Genomic DNA, 19,850 nt, shown 5'->3' on the forward strand with positions numbered 1-19,850 from the left:
AAAGTAGAGGTTCGCGATGGGGTCGGGAGGCTGCAGATGGGTGAGTACGTTGAACGCCTCTGGCATCCGGAGGACGCGGCGGGTCTGAGCCGCAAGGATCGGGCTCCGGGTCGCTATTTCGCGTATGTGCCGGACGAGCTGGGGGACCGGCTTCCTGTCCTGGGTGCTGCGGCGCAGGCTGCTGCGGAGGATGCGTTGGCGGTGTTGGCTCGGGCGGATGAGCGGATCGGTTCGCGGGGCCGGTTTCTGAATCATCTGTTGATCCGTTCGGAGTCGATCTCTTCGTCGTGGATCGAGGGGAACCGGGTGAGTCCGAAGCGGTTGGCGATCGCGGAGCTGCTGCATCACGGACCCCGGCAGGCTCTGGATGTCGTGGCGAACGTGCAGGCCACGGAGGCGGCGATCGCGGACCTCGCCAACCGGGACCGCGTGATCACGGTCGATGACCTCGTGGATCTCCAGCATGTCATCGAGCCCCGCCTGGAGCGGGGGCTGCGGGGGGAGCAGAACTGGGTCGGGGGTCCCGGATGGTCGCCGTTGCGGGCGGCGTTCGTGCCGCCGCCGGAGGCGGAGGTGCCGCGCCTGGTCGAGGATCTCGCCCGGTTCGCGACGGACACGGTGGGGAATCCTGTGGTGCGTGCGGCGATCGTGCATGCGCAGTTCGAGACGATCCACCCGTTCATTGACGGCAATGGCCGCACGGGGCGGGCGTTGATTCATACGGTGCTGCGCCGCGCGGACGCGTTGCGGAACGCGCTCATCCCGATCAGTACCGTCTTCGCGGGAGACACTGATTCCTACCTTGCCGGGCTCACCGGTTACCGGGCCGATCCTCCTTTGCTGGATGAGTGGGTGGCTGGGTTCGCGCAGGCCGCCGAGCGTGCGGCGGGCAACGCGGTGCGTCTGGCCGAGGACATCGCCGCCCTGGACGAGCAGGTACGCGAGGAGCTAGTCACGTTCCGGCAGGCTCGGGGTTTGAGCCCGGCGGCGCCGCGTCGGGACGCGGCGGTGCTGCGCATCCTCGACACTCTCGCCTCCGACCCGGTGCTGACCGCCGAGTCCGTCAGCGGCCGCTTGGGTGTCTCGCCGGCTGCTGCGCATCGGGCGCTGACGGAGCTGGCGGAGGCGGGCATCCTGGGGCGGGCGAAGGAGGGCGGTCGGCTGATCTGCTGGACCGCTGACCGGCATCTCGCCTTGGTCGCTTTGACTGAGCGCAGTAACCGTGTCGGCGGTGAGGACACGAGCGTTCGCAAGCCCCGCCTCGGGCCGCCCCGGCCGTTCCTGACCGCTGGGCCGGATCGTCCTGCTGGCCGGGACGTGCCGCGCCTGTAACGGTCAGCGGCCGAGCCCGCGCTCCGATGTGCCGGGGTTCTGCGGCGGCGGCGTGGGCGCAGTGGTGCGGGCTTGTCGCTCAGCAAGAGCCAGGACGGCTTCCCGGCAGGCCTGCTCCTGTTGGACGCGCGCCCGGATGAACTCGACCGCCTCGCCTGGTGGTAGCGCTTCGATGCGGGCCAGGTCTGCTCGGGCTGCTTCGGCTTGCTGTTGCAGTCGCTGCACGGCTTGCCTGACTGTGCTTGGGGTGTGGTCTGCGAGGAGCTGGCGCCGCAGTGTCGCGCGTTCGTGCATCTGCCGGGCAGTGAGGTCCCGACGAGCAACCTGGGCTTCAGTGAGCTGTTTGCGGGCGTGGACCACTGCGGGGGCGGTCTCGGCCGTCTGGCGGGCAGCTTGCTGGGCCCAGGCGGGGATGGCGTCTCGGCTCTGCGGGACCTCGCCCCAGTGCTCTCGCACACTGGTTTCTGCGGCTTGTGCTTGCTCGCTTGCCTGTGCAAGCGCGCGAGCGGCGGCACGGCCTCGGCGCCCGCGGGCGCCACGCTGGGCCTGGGCTGCCGCCCACATCCGCTCCCGGGCTGCGAGGAGTGCTGTCCCGTCGCCCGCGGCTTCGCGGATCAACGGCGCCATGGCCTCAGCAAGGGCGTGTTCGGCGTGAGTCTCCGCCGCCTGGACGACGTCCTGCTGTGCCTCGGCCTTGGCCTGATGCGCCTGGGCTTGCCGGGTCAGCTCGGCGAGGGCTTGCTCCAGTTTCCGGGCGTGCTGGTCGGCGTGCTCGATGAGCGTGACCAGGCGGCCGCGCTCGGCGTTCACCGTCTTGACCGGGCCGTCATCGGTGAGTCCGGCCACGGCGGTGGCGGCTTGTTGGGTGGCTTTCTCCAGGCCCCGGTCGGAGCGATCCCGCACCAGTGCGGTCGTGAACTGCTCGCGCGCATCCTCAGCGTCGGCGGCAACCAGGTGGAGGACGTTGGCTTCCCGGCCGCGGGTGAGGCCGACATACACGCCGGCGGCATCCATCGCCTCAGAGAGGATCGTGTGGGAGGCAGGCGCCGTGACGCCCTGGGCTCCGTACCCGGTAGCGGCATAGGCCAGGTGGGAGTGCTCGGCCACATACTCCGCCGGCAGGCGGATCGTGCGGTGATGCTTGCGCCGATCAGCGGAGTTGGTGACCCAGAGGGTGCCGTCGTCGCCGGCGTGCTGCACGGTGAAGGTCTGCCGGTTGGTCACCCCGATCTCGGCGTCGTTGCGGCGGGTCTGGATGAGGTCCCCGCCCCCGATCGGCAGGCCGTCGCTGCCGAACGCTATCCGGGTGTCATCGACCGCACCGTCTCGGACACGCTGAGCGCGGATGCGCTCGTTGAGCTCCCGCGCTTCGTCGTTCGTCGCAACTGTGACCGCGACGCCGTCCTGATGCTGCCCTGCGATCGCGTCGCGCAGGGTGTCTTCGTCGTCGTGGAGTCGGATCAGTCCGAGAGCCTGGAGGCGGTTGAAGATCAGGGCCGGGTTGCGGGCCTCGCGCAGCTCGAGGGTCAGCTGTGCGTACTCGGGGTCGGTGAAGCGGCGTACCCCGGTCATCTCCACCCGGCCGGGGGTGAGCTGGGCGGCAATGTCGAGAACGCCGCCACGCCCGACCGCAGCGAGCTGCGCCCGGTCCCCGACCAGCGCGAGCGTCGCACCGGATTCCTGGATGATGGTGAGCAGGGCGAGCGCGGTGTCCTGATCGAGCATGCCCGCCTCATCCACCACGACCCGCTCGCCGGCAGCGAGCCGTGCGTCCTCGGAGGGGCCACGATAGACAGCGTCGGTCTCCGGATCGGTCTCGCCCGGGGTGAGACGGGACCAGACGCCGTCCGCGTTCCATCGGTAACCGTGGGCGTACACGAGGGCGGCGACCGAGTTGGCCGGCACGCCAAGCTCCTGGGCGGCGACGGCGGCGGCCTTCTTCGTCGGCGTCACCACCCGCACCGGCCGGCCCTCACGCCCAGCCGCGTGGATCGCCGCTCCCAGCATGGTCGTCTTCCCGGCGCCTGCTGCGCCCTCGACCACCACGAGCGGCGCCGTGGATGCGATTGCGGCGGCGGCCTGCGACTGCTCCTCATCCAATTGCGCATCACGCACCACCGGGGTTGCAGCATCGTTCGACGCGTCCGCGAGGTGCTGGAGGCGGTCGCGCAGCTCGGTCTCCACCGCAACAACATGCAGCGAGGTCAGATGCGCCACGTGCTGCGGCGTCGGCGCATCCGGCGGCAGAACCGAGAGGCAATCCTCGGCCGCGAGCCGGGTGGTGATGCGCACGAACTCCCGCAACTCGGCCGGGGTTGCACGCACCCCGGCCTCGGTCGTCAGCCGGGTGGCTTGCTCCTGAATGTCGTGAACCGTCCAGGTGGATGCAGCGGCCGCGCAACGGTCCAGCGCGCGGGAGGCAATCCCCTGCACCGCCAGGTCATCCAGTGAACGCACCCGGGGAGCCGCGGCGCGCGGAAGGTCGGGGGTGTAGCCGGCGTCCTGCAACTCGCGCAACCAGCCTGCCTCGCTACCCAGCGTGCTCGGTTTCTTCGACGGGCGCTCGTGGTCCCACGCCTTCGCCAGCAGCCGGGCGCGCACCACCGGTCCTGGCTCCTCACCGGGATGCGCTTCCTCCCATTGCGCCTCGAACATCGCAAGGTTGCGGCCCACCTGCGCGCCGCGCTTCGACATCACCGGATTGAAGGGCTGCAACTCGATCACCTCGCCCGTCACCGGGTCGAGTGTCAGCCCGTGCGCATCCAGCACCGCCGCAAGTTGCGGATGCGCGGCCAAGACCGCGGTCCCGAGCGCACGGATCGCGCCCTGCTGCTTGAACAATGCGCCGGTGTCCAGGCCCCGCCAGGCACCGGCTGCCCACACCCGGGTGCCGATCTGGAAATGGATATGCCGGTGCGGGTCCCCAGCACGGGATGTCTTGTGCGAGACCGCGACAGTTTCGAGCTGTTCGACCGGCGCCACCTCCTGCCGCCCGCGCGGGCCGACACGTGTGACGGAGTGCTGGCCGAGCCACGAACGGATCTCCGCCACCGCATCACGCTGCGCCGCGTCCAACGCGTCGGAGACCTCGGGATGCAAAGCTGCGGCGACCGACAGTGACTTCGGGACGTTCACGACCATCTCCGCAAACCGCGGCGAACCCCGACGACCATTCCCCGGCAGACGCGGAATGCCCATCGACTCGCCCGTCAGCGGGTTCACCCAATCCACCCACTGCGCATACTCGCCCGCGGTCAGACCCAGTTCGCCAACGACCTCGCCGCGACCGTCGACCGCTACGAACTCCGCCAGTGCGGTGCCACCCTCCAAGTAGTAGTCATCCGCCCGCGAGCGATCCGACTCCAAGTAGCGGCGCGCGTCCGTGCCGGAGCCTCGGAACAGGATCACACCGCCATGCATCGCATTCACCTGTGTTTCTTATAGCGCGTAAACGGTATCTACCACGGTAGTATACGTCCATTCAAGTCGACCTGTGATGTCTCAGGAGATGGTGGGCAGTTCTGCATCAGACATCTCGGACATTTGGTGCCTCAGGACATCTCGGACCGTTCGTCGGAGACAGTCTTGGTGGGCTCGAAGGTGGGGGTTCGGCGGTTGTAGCGGACGTAGCCGACGTGCATGGTTCCGGGCTCGGAGATGAGGTGCTCGGCGATGATCTCCCCGGTGGCGGCGTCGCTGAAGGTGGTGGTCGTCATCGTCGATGACGGCGTGGAGTCGGCGACCGGTGTGTTGTTGGCCGATGCCGTAGACGCCGCCTCGGATGCTGACCCGCCCGTCGGTGCGCACGGTGCGGTGGTATTCGGCGGGCGAGAGATCAGCCGCTTGGTATAGGGCTTGGTGACGTGCTCGGGGCGCTTCGCACCGGCGCCGCTGGGTCGGCCGTCGCGGACGTGCTTGGTCCCCGGTGCAGGCCAGGAGTGCTTCAGGAGCAGTCCGCCGGTGGAGTCGTAGAACTTCACGCCCTCGGCCAGCATGGCCACGAAGATGGTCTGCCCGGCCAGCTCGCGGGCGACCTGGTGGGTCACCCCGCGAAGCTCGATCGCGCCGGAAGACTTCACCCGGCGGGTGGTCATTTTCTCGAACGGCAGTGGCGCGCCCGGTGCTGCTGGCGCGGGATCGAGGACTATCGGGCGCTCGGCGGCCGGGGGCCTGCGCGACCGGAGTGGCGTCCCACGCGGCTTGCGGGGCGAGGCGGCCGGGCAGCCCTTGGTGCGGACGCTGCGCGTTGTAGACCACATCGAAAGCGTCAACCTGGGCTTGCAACTCGGTGAGGGTGGCGGCGACGGGCTGGTTTTCGACGTACCGGAACAAGGTCTGGTGGAACCGTTAGTTCTTACCCTGCGTGGTCGGCTTGTACGGTTTCCCAGTGATCGCCTCCACACCGAGTCCGGTCGCGAAGGCGGTGAGCCGTCCGATCCAGCCGCGCCGGGCAGGGTTCAAAGCGGCGTCGTTGTCGGTCAGCAGCCGCTGCGGAACCCCGCGCTTGGCGACGCCCTTCTGGAACACGATCACCGCGTCGGCGCTCGTCTCCCCGGTCGCGACGTGCGAAGCGACGGCCAGGCGGGAGTGGTCGTCCTCGAGCTGGAAGATCACACACTTCGGGCCACCCTGGAGGATGTACTCGGTGGCATCCAGTTGCCAGCACGCGTTCGGCGCCGGATAGGCCGGCGATACGAGGCCCGCGGCCGCTTCCGTGGCTCGGATCGGGCGACGCCGGCCTGCCGGAAGATCCGCGCCAGTGACATGACCGATGGTGCGACCATCCCGAGCGCGGCCATCTTGTCGTGAACGCTGATCGGCCCATGATCCAGTCCCGAAGACTCCAGCGCGGCGCGCACCTGGACCGCCTGCTGTGCGATCTCGTCGGTGATCCTTCCGGGGCTGGTCTTCGCGCGCCTCGACCGCGGCGTCAACAGCGCGGCCTGCCCTTCCTGGCGCGCACGAGCGCGCCGCTCGTAAAAGGTGCTGCGGCCGATACGGGACTGCTGCAGCTTTGGTTGACTCCTGACGTGTGGTGACGGGAGTCGCCGCTGGAAGGATGGCAGTCATGCCGAAGCCGTTTCCGAAGGAGTTCCGGGACGATGTCGTGGCGATCGCAAGGCGCCGGGAGGCGTCGTTCGCGCAGATCGCGAAGGACTTCGGGATCTCCGAATCGTGTGTCCAACGCTGGGTGAAGATCGCTGAGGTCGACGAGGGCATCAAGCCGGGAACCACCACGACGGAGCTGGCCGAGCTGCGGGAGGCGAAGAAACGCATCCGGCTGCTGGAGCAAGAGAACGAGGTGCTGCGCCGGGCGGCGGCGTATCTCGCGCAGGGGTCGCTCCCAAAATGATGTACCCGCTCGTCCGCGAGCTGGCTGCCGAGACCGCGCCCGTCCGGGTGCCGGTGGCAGTGACGTGCCCGGTTCTCGGGTTCTCCACGCAGGCGTTCTACGCGTGGGCGGCGAACCCGGTTACCTCCCGCGATTGGGATGAGGCGCATCTGATCAACGCGGCGATCGACGCGCATGAGTCGGACCCGGCGTTCGGGTACCGGTTCATCGCCGATGAGCTCGCCGCGCAAGGCATCATGGCCGGCGAGCGGCGGGTGTGGCGGTTGTGCTCCCAGCAACGAATCTGGAGCCTGTTCGCCAAGAAGCGAGGCCTGAACCGCAAGGCCAGCCCGCCCGTGCACGACGACCTCGTCAAGCGGGAATTCACCGCCGAAAAGCCGAACCGGCTGTGGCTGACCGACATCACCGAGCACTGGACCGGCGAGGGCAAGCTCTACCTCTGCGCGTTCAAGGACGTGTTCTCCAACCGCATCGTGGGCTACTCGATCAGCGACCGGATGACCGCCGAGCTCGCCGTGACCGGGTTGCGCAACGCGATCGCCCGCCGGCAGCCCGTCGGGACGGTCGTGCACTCGGATCGCGGCAGCCAATTCCGTTCCAGGAAGTTCGTGGCCGCGCTCCATCACGCCGGGCTCACCGGCTCGATGGGCAGAGTCGGAGCATGCGGCGATAACGCCGCCATGGAGTCGTTCTTCGCGCTCCTGCAGAAGAACGTCCTCGACCGGCGCCGCTGGGCCACGAGGCAGGAGCTACGCCTCGCGATCGTCGCCTGGATCGAGACGACGTACAACCGCCGCAGACGCCAGCGCGGCCTCGGGAAACTCACCCCAATCGAGTATGAAATGATCACCCAAGTCGCACTCGCGGCCTAAACAACCCGAGTCAACTCAAGCTGCAGCAGTCCCGGGGTTGGCAAACGCGGCGCAGGCTCAGGTAACGTCATGGCCGCGCACCTCACGGTCGCCTATGACGACTGTGAGATTTCGGCCATGTGCCGTTACGTCGATGCAACCGCAGCGCAACGGCGATTGCCTAATTTCGATGCGTGATTTGGGACACGGTGCTGCTCGCCGGCGGTCGCGCCCGGCGGCTTGGCGGTATCGACAAGATGCAGTTAAAGTACGGCGGGCGCACGCTGCTGGAGCGAGCGCTCGGAGCCGTTGCTGATGCACGCCGCGTCGCCGTAGTCGGCCCACGCCGCGCGGGTGATTCGCAGGCCCGTATGCCGGAGCGAGTCGTCGAGGTCGTCTATGTCAGCGAGGTTGTAACCCACGGCGGTCCGGCGGCCGCCATAGCCGCCGGATTCGGTGCGCTCGACTTGGCAGACGGCGACCGGGCCGAGTGGATCATCGTCCTGCCTGCCGATCTCATATGCCCAGAGGCGGCGGCGGCACTTCTGTATGATGCTGCCCTCCACGCCTCCGCGTTGGTGGACGCCGTCGTAGGAGAGCGTGCGGGGCACGCACAGCATCTCGCCGTTGCCTACCGGCCCGTCGCCCTGGAGGGCGCGATCGCCAGGTGGGGCGGCGAGTTCGGCCTCGCCGGCAGACCGGCCCGTGTGCTGCATGAGCCGCTGCGCAAGCTGTTCCTCAATCTGCCCGCCGGTGCGTGCGTTGACATCGACAGTCCAGACGATGCTCTCGCCCACGGGCTGCACCTCCCGCCTGCAGCATCGACCGAACTGGAGCCCGTCATATGAGTGAGCAGTCCACGCCTTCGGCCCTCGATGAGTGGCTTGCCGAAGCATGCCGGCTGCTCGGCATCACGACCGATCCTCGACTGTCCACGCCGCTACTGCTTGACGTCGCAGCTCGCGCCGCACACACCGTCGTACGTCCGGCCGCACCGATCACGACTTTCCTCGTGGGGCTGGCCGCAGGCCGCGTCGGCGGAAGCGACGAGGACGTAGCGCGTGCCGTGCGCGCAATTCTCGCCGGACTCGAGGCATGGGAACATGACTGAGTCGGCGCTTGCCCAGCGCACGGGCCTAGCCGAAGCGCGTGACCTCGCCCACGCGGCCGGCATGACAGCACGGCCAGTGCTCGGTGTCGAACGTGTGCCGCTGACCGATGCTGCAGGCCGCGTGCTCGCGACGCCGGTGAGCGCTCGCGCGCATCTCCCCAGTTTTTCGTCATCGGCGATGGACGGGTGGGCGGTTTCTGGCTGCGGCCCCTGGCGGCTCGGCGACGCCGTCCTTGCGGGTGCCGCAACGCCCGCTCCGCTCACACCCGGCAACGCCTGTGCGATCGCCACCGGCGCGGTGTTGCCGGCGGGGGCGCATGCGGTAATGCGGCACGAGCGAGGTTGGGCCGACGATGATGGATGGCTGCATGCGCAGGAGCAGGTCCGCATCGGCGCGGATGTGCGCTATGCGGGCGAGGAGGCGTCACCTAACGAGGAGCTGGTTCCGTGCGGTACCCGCATCACTCCCTCGATCGTCGCGCTTGCCGCCGCTGCCGGGCACGACGAGGTCATCGTCACGTGTCGGCCGGGTGCCGCTGCGCTCGTGCTGGGCGACGAGGTCGTCGCAGCCGGTGTGCCTGCCCCGGGACGCGTGCGCGACGTATTCACTCCCGCTCTTCCGGCGGCGCTCGCACGGCTCGGTGCGGAGTGCGTTCGTCGCCGCCGCGTCGGCGACGACCTCGCTGTGACGATGGCGGCGCTCGAAGAGGAACTTGCGACCTCGCCTCTGGTGTTGACCACGGGGGGGAGTTCACATGGCCCTGCCGATCATTCGCGGGCGGCGCTCGAGGCGCTCGGAGGCGAGGCGGTCTTCGATGGTGTGGAGCTGCGGCCTGGGCATCCGGTTATGCTTCATCGGATGCCGCAGGGCCAGCTGGTTCTCAGTCTGCCGGGGAATCCGCTGGCGGGTTTCGTGTGCCTGGCCGTGCTCGGCCCCCCGCTCGTCGACGGCATGCTCGGCCGTCGTATGACGGGCTTGCGGCGGGAGATCCTGGCGGTAGCGGTTGCGAACCCCAGACCGGGCCGGCGGGTGTTGCCATGCGTGCGGGGCGATGATGGCCTCATGCCGACGGCGTGGCAGGGTTCGGCGATGCTGCGCGGTCTCGCGGCCGCCGATGTGCTGGCGGTGATACCTCCCGGTGGTGCCTCGGCTGGCGCCGCCGTGGAGGCGGTCGAGCCGGTCTGAATCTCATGCGCTGGGGCGGCGTGGCCTCGCGGATGGTCAGTCGGCCGCGACGCGCACGGGTTCGGCGCTGTCGATGAGTGCCTGGATCCTGTCGTGGCAGCCGCCGCAGCCGGTGCCGGCTCGAGTGGCGCGGCCGACAGCGTCGATTGTCACGCAGCCTGCGGCTGCGGCATCCGTGATGCGGGCGGCCGTGACGCCGTTGCAGGTGCAGACGACGGATTCCGGGCCGAGCGCACCCGCGTCGGAGGAGGCCGCGTCGGGGCCGTCGAGTCGGAGCAGCACGGAGCGGTCGGCTGGCAGCGGGGCGCCCTGCTCGAACATCAGGGTGAGTTCGGCGCCCGTGCGCGGCAGCCCGACGCACGCGAAGCCGGTGACGCGATCGCCCTCGGTGATGAGCTTCAGGTAGCGCCCGGCGAGCGGGTCGGCCCACTGGCTGATGCGGCGGTCGTGGTGCGCGCATCCGTGCGCGTCGACGTCGTCCCAGATGTCGGGCTTCGCGTTGCCCGCGGCGACCACGTCGAGGCCCTCGGCCTTGAGCATCACGATGGGTGGGCGCTCGGCTTCGAGCGAGGTGACGGATGCCTGCAGCCCGAGCGACTCGTCCGCGAGACGGGCCGCGAGCCACGCCGCCTGCCGCCAGCCGGGCCCGACGAGTCCGCTCGGGCCGCCGGGAAGTCGCCCGGCCGGGTCCGCGCGGACGGACTCGTCGACCGCGGCGGGAGAGACGGATTGCGCGCAGTCGCCGATGGCGTAGACATCCGGGTCGCTCCACGAGCGCAGCTCCTCGTCGACGACGATGCCCGCCGCGACGCGCAGCCCGGCGGCGGCGGCCAGCTCGGTGCGGGCGCTCGCGCCGCAGGAGAGCACCAGCAGCGAGCCGCGCACGACCGTGCCGTCGGCGCACACCAGGCCGTCGAATACCTGGCGGCCGTGGTCGTCGTCGCGCAGCAGCACCTCCTCGGCGCGTGCGTGCGGGTGCATCGCGATGCCGACGGCGGTCGAGAGTCGCGCGAGCACGCGCCCGGCACCCTGGTCGAGGTTGCGGCCCATGGGCACGCCGTCGTGGTAGACGACGGCGACGGATGCCCCGACCTCGGCCGCCGCGAGGGCGAACTCCATTCCGAGGACCCCGGCGCCGAGCACCACAACGTCGGCGCCGGGGTGGCTTTCGAGGTGCGCGCGCACGGTCTCGGCGTCCTCGAGGGTCCGCATGGCGACGATGCCGCGCGGCAGTGGGCGGGCGCCCGCGTCGACCAGGGCCGGCTCGCGGGCGACGGCCAGCCGGTCGCGGCGGGAGCGCTCGAGTCCGTCGAGGGTCGGCACGTTCGCCCGCGCGCCGGTGGCGAAGACGAGCCGGTCGTAGGGCAGTCGCTCGCGGCCCCGGTCGTCGCTTTGTAGGTGGATCACGTGCTCTTTCGGCGAGATCGCGACGACCGCGGCGCCGAGGCGGAACTGGACGCCCGCCGCCGCAGCAGACTCGGTGTCGGTGGTCTCGAGGCGCTCCCGGGTCGATCGGCCCACGGCGTACTCGGCCATGAGCACCCGGTTGTAGGCATCGTGAGGCTCGGCGCCGACGACCGTCAGCTCGACGCCACCGGCCTCGACGGCGGGCAGCAGCTCCTCGACGAAGCGCGCGCCCACGGGGCCGTAGCCGATCACGACGACTCTCATGCGGTGGCCGCCTCCCCGGTCAGCGCGCGCACCCGCACGCGGCTGCGCTTGAACTCCGGCATGCCCGAGATGGGGTCGCAGGCCGCGGCGACCAGCCGGTTCACGCTCTCGTCGCCGGCGAAGTGGAAGGGCAGGAACACCGTGTCCGGGCGGATGCCGGGGGCGAAGACCACGCGGCACTCGACCCGGCCGTGCTCGTTGGAGAGCTCGACGGCCGCGCCGTCGCCGAGACCGAGGCGCGCCGCCGTTGCGGGGTGGATCTCGAGTAGCGCCTCGGGTGCCGCCTCGAGCAGCTCGGGGACGAGCCGCGTCTGCGCACCCGACTGGTAGTGGCCGAGCAGCCGGCCGGTGATGAGGGTGAGCTCGTCGTCGGCGGGTCCGGCCGGGACATCCGCGATCTCGCTGCGGACCTTCACCGCGACGAGCCGGGCGCGCCCGTCGGGGTGTGCGAAGCCGTCGGCGAAGAGCCGGGGCGTGCCCTCCGATTCGTCCGTGGCGCCCGCGGCGAACGGCCAGTAGGCGGCGCGGCCCGCGGCGAGCTGGGCGTCGAGGCGCGCATGGCTGAGGCCGGAGTAGTCGGCGATGCCGCCGGCGCTCGCGAGCGCCAGCTCGTCGAACACGACGGCGGGGTCGGTCGGCCAGGTGCTCGGCGCGTCGAGGCGGCGGGCGAGCTCGGCCATGATCCAGAGCTCGCTGCGGGCCTCGGCGGGCGGCGCGATCGCGGCCTGACGGCGCAGCACCCGGCCCTCGAGGTTGGTCATGGTGCCCTCCTCCTCCGCCCACTGCGGCACGGGCAGCACCACGTCGGCGAGGGCGGCGGTCTCGTTGAACACGAAGTCGCAGACGACGAGCAGGTCGAGGCCCGCGAGCCCCGCGCGCACCGCGTTCACGTCCGGAGAGGAGACGAGCAGGTTCGAGCCGTGCACCAGCAGGCAGCGCACGCCGCCTCGGGCGCCCGGTCGGCCGAGCAGTCCGAGCAGCTCGGTCGCGGGAATCCCCGGGCCCGGCAGCGTTTCGGGTTCGACGCCCCACACCGCGGCGACGTGGGCGCGCGCGGCGAGGTCGGTGATCTTGCGATAGCCCGGCAGCTGGTCGGCCTTCTGGCCGTGCTCCCGGCCGCCCTGGCCGTTGCCCTGGCCGGTCATGGTGCCGTAGCCGCCGTCGGCCGAGCCGACGAGGCCGAGCACGAGCGCGAGGTTGATCGCGGCGGTCGCCGTGTCGGTGCCGTCGACGTGCTGCTCGACCCCGCGCCCGGTGAGCAGGTAGGCGCCGCCCTCGGCGAGGCGGCGCGCGACCCGGCGCTGCAGCTCGACGGGCACGCCGGTGACGGATGCCACCCGCTCGGGCCACCACTGCGAGACGGAGCGGCGCAGGGCGGCGAATCCCTCGGTGCGGGCGTCGATGAACGCGCGGTCGACGAGGTCCTCGGCGATGACGAGGTGGGTGAGGCCGAGCAGCAGCACGAGATCGGTGCCGGGGGCCGGCTGCAGGTGGATGCCGGCGCCGTCCTGCGTCAGCTTGGCGGTGGTGGTCTGCCGCGGGTCGACGACGATCAGGCCGCCGGCCTCGCGCGCCCCCTCGAGGTGGCGGGTGAAGGGCGGCATGGTGTCGGCGGGGTTCGAGCCGATCAGCATGATCGTGCGGGCCTCGTCGAGGTCGGTGACGCGGAACGGCAGCCCGCGGTCGAGCCCGAAGGCCCTGTTGCCGGCGGCCGCCGCCGAGGACATGCAGTAGCGGCCGTTGTAGTCGATGCGGCTCGTGCCGAGCGCGAGGCGGGCGAACTTGCCGAGCTGGTAGGCCTTCTCGTTGGTGAGCCCGCCCCCGCCGAAGACCGCGACCGCGTCGGGCCCGAAGGTGGCCCGCGCGGCGCGCAGCCGCTCGGCGATCAGCTCGAGCGCGGCATCCCAGGCCGCCTCGGCGAAGGAGCCGTCCGGCTGCCTGATGAGCGGATGCACCACCCGGCCGGGCCGTGCGAGCAGCTCGGCCGAGGTCCATCCCTTGCGGCACAGGCCGCCGCGGTTCGTCGGGAACTCGCGGGGCGAGACCGTCACGGGGGCCGCCCGATGGTTGAGCTTGTCGAAGCCATCGTCGCTGCCGGCCGTGACGGGCGTGAGCCGCATCGCGCACTGCAGCGCGCAGTAGGGGCAGTGCGTGTCGCTCACAGGCGGGAGCGCTTCCGGGCGGCGGGCACGACGTAGGCGATGAGCGTGACGCCCAAGAATCCGGCATAGGCGGCGACGAACCACCACAGGCCGTGGGCGTAGTCGCCGAAGTGTGACTTGGATGCCCCGAGCAGCTGCGGCACGAGGAATCCGCCGTAGGCGCCGAAGGCCGCCACGATGCCGAGGGCGGCGGATGCCTTGCGTTGCGTGCTCACGTCGCCGCCGTGGCGGTGCGCATCGGCCGAGCCGCCCCGCAGTGCGAACACGGTCGGGATCATGCGGTACATCGCGCCGTTGCCCACCCCGCTCGCGACGAAGAGCACGAGGAAGCAGACGAGGAAGATCGCGAAGTTGTGCGCGGGCAGCGTGAGCACCGCGGCGGTCGTTCCCGCCGCCATCACGACGAAGGCGATCGCGGTCATCGGGGCGCCGCCGAAGCGGTCGGCGAGCCGGCCGCCGTAGGGCCGCGAGAGCGAGCCGACCGCCGCGCCGAGGAAGGCGAGCGAGAAGGCGATCGTGCCGACGTGGATGGCGGAGAACTGAGGGAACTCGTCCGCGATGAGCTTCGGGAAGACGCCCGAGAAGCCGATGAAGGAGCCGAAGGTGCCGATGTAGAGCAGGGCCAGCAGCCACAGGTGCGGCTCGCGGATGGCGGCGACGGATGCCGCGAGGTCGGCCTTCGCCCCGGTGAGGTTGTTCATGCGGGTCGCCGCTCCCACGATCGCGATGGCGATGAGCGGCAGCCAGAACCATCCGGCGATCGGCAGGTTGAGTGTGGCGCCGGCGGTGAGCGTGACAAGGATCGGCACGAGCAGCTGCGCGACCGCGGCGCCGATGTTGCCGCCCGCGGCGTTCAGGCCGAGCGCCCAGCCCTTCGTGCGCTGCGGGTAGAAGTAGGTGATGTTCGCCATCGAGCTCGCGAAGTTGCCGCCGCCGAAGCCCGCGAGCGCTGCGACGAGCAGCATCACGCCGAACGGCGTCGAGGGGTGCGCCAGCGCGATCGCGAGGGCGGTCGCCGGGATGATCAGCAGCGACGCCGAGACGATGGTCCAGTTCCGGCCGCCGAACTTCGGCACCATGAAGGTGTAGGGGAAGCGCAGTGTCGCCCCTACGAGGCTCGGCATCGAGATCAGCCAGAAGGTCTGGCCCACCGAGTAGTGGAAGCCGGCCGTCGGCAGCGAGACGACGACGATGCTCCACAGCTGCCACACCACGAAGCCGAGGAACTCGGCGAAGATCGACCAGCGCAGGTTGCGGGCCGCGATCGCACTGCCGCCGTTCTCCCACTGGGTCGCGTTCTCGGGGTCCCAGCCGTCGATCCAACGGCTGGGCAGCAGGGTCAGGCCGGGGGCCGTCGATGCGCCCGAGGCCGGTGCGAGAGCGGGCACGGATTCGGTGGTGGTGCTCGTTGCAGACATGGGGGTAGCTCCCTGTGGGCTCGCGGAAGGAAAAAGAGGGTGGAGCGGGCTCGGTCTCCATTCGCGCTGCGCGCGAGTCGACCGGCGGAAGCGGATCAGCCGAGCGCGGCGGTGAAGCGCGCGAGCACGATCTCGACGAGTTCGATGGGCGGTGGTGCGGATGCCTCGAGCAGCGGCTCGCTCACCAGCTCGGCGCCGCCCTCGCGGGCGAGCTTCGCGGCGAGGCCGTGGAAGTAGCCAGGGGCGAGGAGGTAGCTCGCGACGGCGATGCGGCCGTGGGCGCCGGCATCCGCCCGCGCGGCCTCGACCGCGTCGCGCAGCGGCGGCTGCGCGGCCGAGACGAAGCCGACCGGGACCGGAGCGCCGATCTCGTGGGCGAGCAGCTCGGCGGCGATGCGGCAGTCGGCGACGGCGGCGGGGTCGGTCGAGCCGGCGGCCGCGAGGACCACCGGGTCGCCCGGCTCCCAGCCGGCCTCTCGCAGTCGGCGCAGCAGCACGGCCGTGAGCCGCGCGTCGGGGCCGAGCGCCGCGGCGACGGCCGCGTCACGCGTGTCGTCGCGGTGGCCGTCCGCCGCCTCGGCGAGGTCGACGCGCACGTGGTAGCCGGCGGAGAGCAGCAGCGGCACGAGGACGGCGTCCCCCTCGATTCCGGCGGCGACGCTGGGGACATCCGGCTGCTGGACATCGACGAAGGCGTCCTCGATACGGATGCCGGGCGCCGCCTGCCGCACCTCGGCGACGAGCGCCGCGACGGCGGCGCGGCCGGGCATCGAGTCGGTGCCGTGCGAGGCGGCGACGAGCACGGGCATCGGCGCGAGCTCGACGACCCCGTCACGCACCCGCACCCGCCACAGCGGCAGCGCGAACTCGGGGTCCGTGTAGCAGCGGCCCGTCTCGAGATCGTAGACATCCTTGTGCAGCGGCGAGGCGATGGTGGGGCGGGATTCCCCTGCGACGGTGCGTGTGCCGACGAGTCCGCGCGACATCACCATCGCGCCGGCCTCCGGGTCGAGGTTGTCGCAGGCGAACAGGCGGCCACCGGGAAGCAGGAACAGCGCGGCCTGGCGCCCGTCGGGCAGCAGCACCGCCTCGCCCCAGAGCGGCTCGAGCTGGTCGAGGCGGCACACGGCGCTCCATCGCGCGGCGAGCGGGGTGACGCCGTGGCGCCGCACTGCGGGGGACTCGATGATCGACATCCATGCCTCCTTCATTCACCTGGTGCGCCGAAGCGCTTGGGGAAGAAGCTAGGAAAGGCGCGTTTCCGCGTCGTCACGAGCGATGACCTCTGCGTAACAAAGTCCTCACGAGCCGCGGATCTCGCTGTGAGGATTCGGACACAACCCGTCACACCGGCGCAACAGCGGGGAAAAAGCGGGTTCATATCGTCGTCGGCATGAGTCGAGACACCTGTGTCGAGCCCCGGCGGGACATCCGTCGCATCGTCGTCATCGGCGGCGGCCCCGCCGCACACCGGCTGGTCGACGCCCTGAGCTCGCGCCCGGATGCCGGCGAGCGGCTGCACCTCACGGTGATCAGCGAGGAGGTGCATGCGCCCTATGACCGCGTGCAGCTCTCGAAGCGCCTCGCAGGCGACGTCGACCTGACGCTCGGCGACCTCGCGCTGTGGGCATCCGCGCACGTCACGCTGCTGAGCGGGCGGCGCGCGACCGCGATCGATACGGATGCCCGCCGCGTCGAGCTCCACGACGGAACGGCGGTCGCCTACGACGAGCTCGTGCTCGCGACCGGCTCGGCGGCGACGGTGCCGCCCGTCGAGAACGCCGAGGCGGGGCGCGTCTACCGCACCATCGACGACGTCGACGCGCTCGTCACCGAGATCGGCGCGCTGCGCGGGCGGCTCGGGCGGGCGCCCCGCGTGGTGGTCGTCGGCGGCGGACTGCTGGGGCTCGAGGCCGCGGGCGGCATGGCCGCGCTCGGCGGCGGCGCCGCGATCGTGCACTCGGGCGCGTGGCTGATGAGCTCGCAGCTCGACGAGGGCGCCGGCCGGGCGCTCGGCCGCCTCATCTCGGCGCGGGGCATCGAGCTCGAGCTCGGGGTGCGGCCGACCGGCATCCTGATCGCGCCCTCCGGCGCCGTGACGGGCGTGAGTCTCAGCGACGGCCGCGCGATCGCCGCCGACGTCGTCGTGTTCTCGATCGGCATCACGGCCCGCGACGAGCTCGCGGGCGCCGCCGGCCTCGAACTCGCGCCGCGCGGCGGCGTGCTGATCGACGACGCCTGCGCGACGAGCGCACCCGGGGTCTGGGCGATCGGAGAGGTCGCCGCCTACGAGGGCCGCACGGTCGGCCTCGTCGCCCCCGCGAACGCCATGGCCGAAGTCGTCGCCGACCGGCTGCTCGGCGGCACGGCCACCTTCCCCGGCATCGACGACGCGACCAAGCTCAAGCTCTCGGGCGTCGAGGTCGCGAGCTTCGGCGACGCGCGCGCCGCGGCCGAGGGCGCCCTCGAGGTCGTCTACGCCGACCCGGCCCGCGGGCTGTACCAGAAGGTCGTCGTCGCCGACGACGCCAAGACCCTGCTCGGCGGCATCTTCGTCGGCGACGCCTCGCCCTACCTCGCGCTGCGGCCGCTGCTCGGCACCGAGCTGCCCGCGGAGCCCGGCGCCTACCTCGCCGCCGCGGGCGCCGAGCCGCCGACCTCGGCCGAGCTGCCGGATGCCGCGCAGGTCTGCTCGTGCAACAACGTCAGCGCGGGCAGCATCCGCGAGCACATCGCCGCGGGCTGCATCGAGCTCGGCGAGCTGAAGAGCTGCTCGCGCGCCGGCACCCAGTGCGGCTCGTGCGTGCCGATCGTGAAGAAGATCCTCGACCAGGAGCTCGTGAAGAGCGGCGTCGAGGTCTCGCGGGCGCTGTGCGAGCACGTCGCGATGAGCCGCGCCGAGCTGTTCGAGTCGGTGCGGATCCTCGGCCTCCAGACCGTGGGCGAGGTGCTCGAGCGCTTCGTCGCAGGCGGCATCGGCTGCGACATCTGCAAGCCGGTCGTGGCATCCGTCATCGCGACCCAGACCAGCCGCTACATCCTCGACGAGGGCGCGGGCGCCCTGCAGGACACCAACGACCGCGCGCTCGCGAACATGCAGAAGGACGGCACGTACTCCGTCGTGCCGCGCATCCCCGGCGGCGAGATCACGCCCGAGAAGCTCGCCGTCATCGCGCAGCTCGCGATCGACTACGGGCTGTACACGAAGATCACCGGCGGCCAGCGCATCGACCTGTTCGGCGCGCGGCTCGAGCAGCTGCCCGAGATCTGGCAGCGGCTGATCGACGCGGGGATGGAGTCGGGGCAGGCATACGGCAAAAGCCTGCGCACCGTGAAGTCGTGCGTGGGCTCGACCTGGTGCCGCTACGGCGTGCTCGACTCGGTCGGCATGGCGGTGCAGCTCGAGCTGCGCTACCGCGGGCTGCGCTCGCCGCACAAGCTGAAGATGGGGGTCTCGGGCTGCGCGCGGGAGTGCGCCGAGGCGCGCGGCAAGGACGTCGGCGTGATCGCCACGGCGAACGGCTGGCAGCTCTGGGTCGGCGGCAACGGCGGCATGACGCCTGCCCATGCGCAGCTGCTCGCCGAGGGGCTCGACGACGAGACGCTGCTTGCTTACATCGACCGCTATTTCATGTACTACATCCGCACCGCCGACCGCCTGCAGCGCACCGCCCGCTGGCAGGAGGAGCTGCCCGGCGGCCTCGAGCACGTGCGCCAGGTCGTCGTCGAGGACTCGCTCGGAATCGCGGCAGAGCTCGAGGCGGCGATGGCCCGACACATCGGCAGCTACGAGGACGAGTGGGCCGCGACCCTCGCCGACCCCGAGCGGCTGCGCCGCTTCCGCTCCTTCGTGAACGCGCCCGCCGACGGCGACCCCGCCGTGATGCGCGTGCCCGACGGACGCGGCCAGTCGCGCCCGGCCTCCGCTGATGAGAAGGTTTTACTCGGCGCGACGATCCCGGTGCGTGCACGATGAGCGAGAGGTGCGAGCAGATGCCTGATGCCGTCCCCTCGGGGACCGTGACTCTCGTCGGCGGCGGCCCCGGCGACCCGGACCTCATGACCGTCGGCGCGCTCAAGGCGCTCGCCGCCGCCGACGTCGTGCTCTACGACCGCCTCGCTCCGCGCGAGCAGCTCGAGGAATGGGCGCCGCGCGCGCTGCTCATCGATGTCGGCAAGACGCCCGGCCACCACGCCGTGCCACAAGAAGAGATCAATCGCCTCGTCGTCGAGCACGCGATCACCGGCCGCGCCGTGGTGCGGCTCAAGGGCGGCGACCCCTTCGTCTTCGGCCGCGGCGGCGAAGAGCTCGCGGCGTGCCGCGAGCACGGCATCCCGACGCGGGTGGTGCCCGGGGTGACGAGCGCGATCGCCGTGCCAGCATCCGTCGGACTGCCCGTCACCCATCGCGAGGTGAGCCGCGCGTTCACGGTGATCAGCGGGCACGTGCCGCTCACCGCCGACGAACTCGACGCGCTCGTGAAGCTCGGCGGCACGATCGTCGTGCTGATGGGCATCGGCACGCTGCCGCAGCTCGGCGCGGGCCTCCTGAGGCACGGCATGCCGGGCACGATGCCGTTCGCGATCATCGAGCGCGGCTTCCACGCTGACCAGCGCACGACGGTGGCGACGCTCGGCGAGCTCGTGCGCGTGCTGGGCGAGGTGCAGCCGCGCTCGCCTGCGGTCGTCGTCATCGGCGAGGTCGTGCGGCAGGCCTCCGTCGACCTGCACTCCCTGCTCGCCGAGGCGGGCGCATAGGCTCGGCG

Annotated in this window: 13 protein-coding genes and 1 pseudogene; 7 read left to right on the plus strand and 7 right to left on the minus strand. The window is 71.1% G+C overall.

The window, feature by feature from the left end:
- The first annotated feature begins 36 nt into the window (after positions 1 to 36).
- On the plus strand, positions 37 to 1,332 hold the full coding sequence (locus ACFOYW_RS11545) for a Fic family protein (RefSeq protein ID WP_390229077.1): 1,296 nt from the start codon (positions 37 to 39) through the stop codon (positions 1,330 to 1,332).
- A gap of 3 nt (positions 1,333 to 1,335) precedes the next feature.
- Here ACFOYW_RS11545 and mobF read toward each other — a convergent pair whose 3' ends face one another.
- The 3 genes and pseudogenes from mobF to ACFOYW_RS11560 form a co-directional block, all read right to left on the minus strand.
- A complete protein-coding gene (gene mobF / locus ACFOYW_RS11550) occupies positions 1,336 to 4,752 on the minus strand; it encodes a MobF family relaxase (protein WP_390229630.1) in 3,417 nt (1,138 codons plus the stop codon).
- Between the two features lie 131 nt (positions 4,753 to 4,883).
- On the minus strand, positions 4,884 to 5,426 hold the full coding sequence (locus ACFOYW_RS11555; protein ID WP_390229078.1) for a hypothetical protein: 543 nt from the start codon (positions 5,424 to 5,426) through the stop codon (positions 4,884 to 4,886).
- Positions 5,427 to 5,502: 76 nt separating this feature from the next.
- Positions 5,503 to 6,338: pseudogene (locus tag ACFOYW_RS11560) on the minus strand (integrase core domain-containing protein); the annotation flags it as partial.
- A 62-nt stretch (positions 6,339 to 6,400) separates the two neighbouring features.
- Between ACFOYW_RS11560 and ACFOYW_RS11565 the strand changes: the two are divergent.
- From ACFOYW_RS11565 to ACFOYW_RS11580, 4 genes are all read left to right on the plus strand, one after another.
- Positions 6,401 to 7,557 (plus strand): IS3 family transposase gene (locus ACFOYW_RS11565; protein ID WP_390229079.1). Its coding sequence is split into 2 segments (ribosomal slippage): positions 6,401 to 6,674 and positions 6,674 to 7,557, totalling 1,158 coding nucleotides; the frame shifts between segments, so codons are not numbered across the junction.
- Positions 7,558 to 7,793: 236 nt separating this feature from the next.
- Complete coding sequence (locus ACFOYW_RS11570; protein WP_390229633.1) at positions 7,794 to 8,384, plus strand: NTP transferase domain-containing protein; 591 nt, start codon at positions 7,794 to 7,796, stop codon at positions 8,382 to 8,384.
- Positions 8,381 to 8,647, plus strand: a complete 267-nt coding sequence (locus ACFOYW_RS11575; RefSeq protein ID WP_390229080.1) for a DUF6457 domain-containing protein — start codon at positions 8,381 to 8,383, stop codon at positions 8,645 to 8,647. The genes ACFOYW_RS11570 and ACFOYW_RS11575 overlap by 4 nt, the downstream gene beginning before the upstream one ends.
- Positions 8,640 to 9,833, plus strand: coding sequence for a molybdopterin molybdotransferase MoeA (locus ACFOYW_RS11580; protein ID WP_390229081.1), 1,194 nt, complete (start codon positions 8,640 to 8,642; stop codon positions 9,831 to 9,833). The genes ACFOYW_RS11575 and ACFOYW_RS11580 overlap by 8 nt, the downstream gene beginning before the upstream one ends.
- 36 nt (positions 9,834 to 9,869) lie before the next feature.
- Here ACFOYW_RS11580 and ACFOYW_RS11585 read toward each other — a convergent pair whose 3' ends face one another.
- The 4 genes from ACFOYW_RS11585 to nirD all read right to left on the minus strand — a co-directional run bounded on the left by ACFOYW_RS11585 (position 9,870) and on the right by nirD (position 16,280).
- Positions 9,870 to 11,504: an FAD-dependent oxidoreductase gene (locus tag ACFOYW_RS11585; RefSeq protein ID WP_390229082.1), complete on the minus strand. Its 1,635-nt coding sequence runs from the start codon at positions 11,502 to 11,504 to the stop codon at positions 9,870 to 9,872.
- A complete protein-coding gene (locus ACFOYW_RS11590) occupies positions 11,501 to 13,666 on the minus strand; it encodes a molybdopterin oxidoreductase family protein (protein ID WP_390229083.1) in 2,166 nt (721 codons plus the stop codon). The genes ACFOYW_RS11585 and ACFOYW_RS11590 overlap by 4 nt, the downstream gene beginning before the upstream one ends.
- Positions 13,663 to 15,084 (minus strand): MFS transporter, encoded by a 1,422-nt coding sequence (locus ACFOYW_RS11595; protein ID WP_390229084.1) that lies wholly within the window; start codon positions 15,082 to 15,084, stop codon positions 13,663 to 13,665. The genes ACFOYW_RS11590 and ACFOYW_RS11595 overlap by 4 nt, the downstream gene beginning before the upstream one ends.
- Before the next feature lie 95 nt (positions 15,085 to 15,179).
- Complete coding sequence (gene nirD, locus ACFOYW_RS11600) at positions 15,180 to 16,280, minus strand: nitrite reductase small subunit NirD (protein WP_390229085.1); 1,101 nt, start codon at positions 16,278 to 16,280, stop codon at positions 15,180 to 15,182.
- 197 nt (positions 16,281 to 16,477) lie between these two features.
- Between nirD and nirB the strand changes: the two genes are divergently transcribed.
- Both nirB and cobA read left to right on the plus strand, forming a co-directional pair.
- Positions 16,478 to 19,060: a nitrite reductase large subunit NirB gene (gene nirB, locus ACFOYW_RS11605; RefSeq protein ID WP_390229086.1), complete on the plus strand. Its 2,583-nt coding sequence runs from the start codon at positions 16,478 to 16,480 to the stop codon at positions 19,058 to 19,060.
- A 17-nt stretch (positions 19,061 to 19,077) separates the two neighbouring features.
- Entirely contained in the window at positions 19,078 to 19,842 is a 765-nt protein-coding gene (cobA, locus tag ACFOYW_RS11610; RefSeq protein WP_390229087.1) for a uroporphyrinogen-III C-methyltransferase, read from the plus strand.
- The last annotated feature ends 8 nt before the right edge of the window (positions 19,843 to 19,850 follow it).

This window comes from Gryllotalpicola reticulitermitis, from assembly GCF_042651345.1.
GTDB lineage: Bacteria > Actinomycetota > Actinomycetes > Actinomycetales > Microbacteriaceae > Gryllotalpicola > Gryllotalpicola reticulitermitis.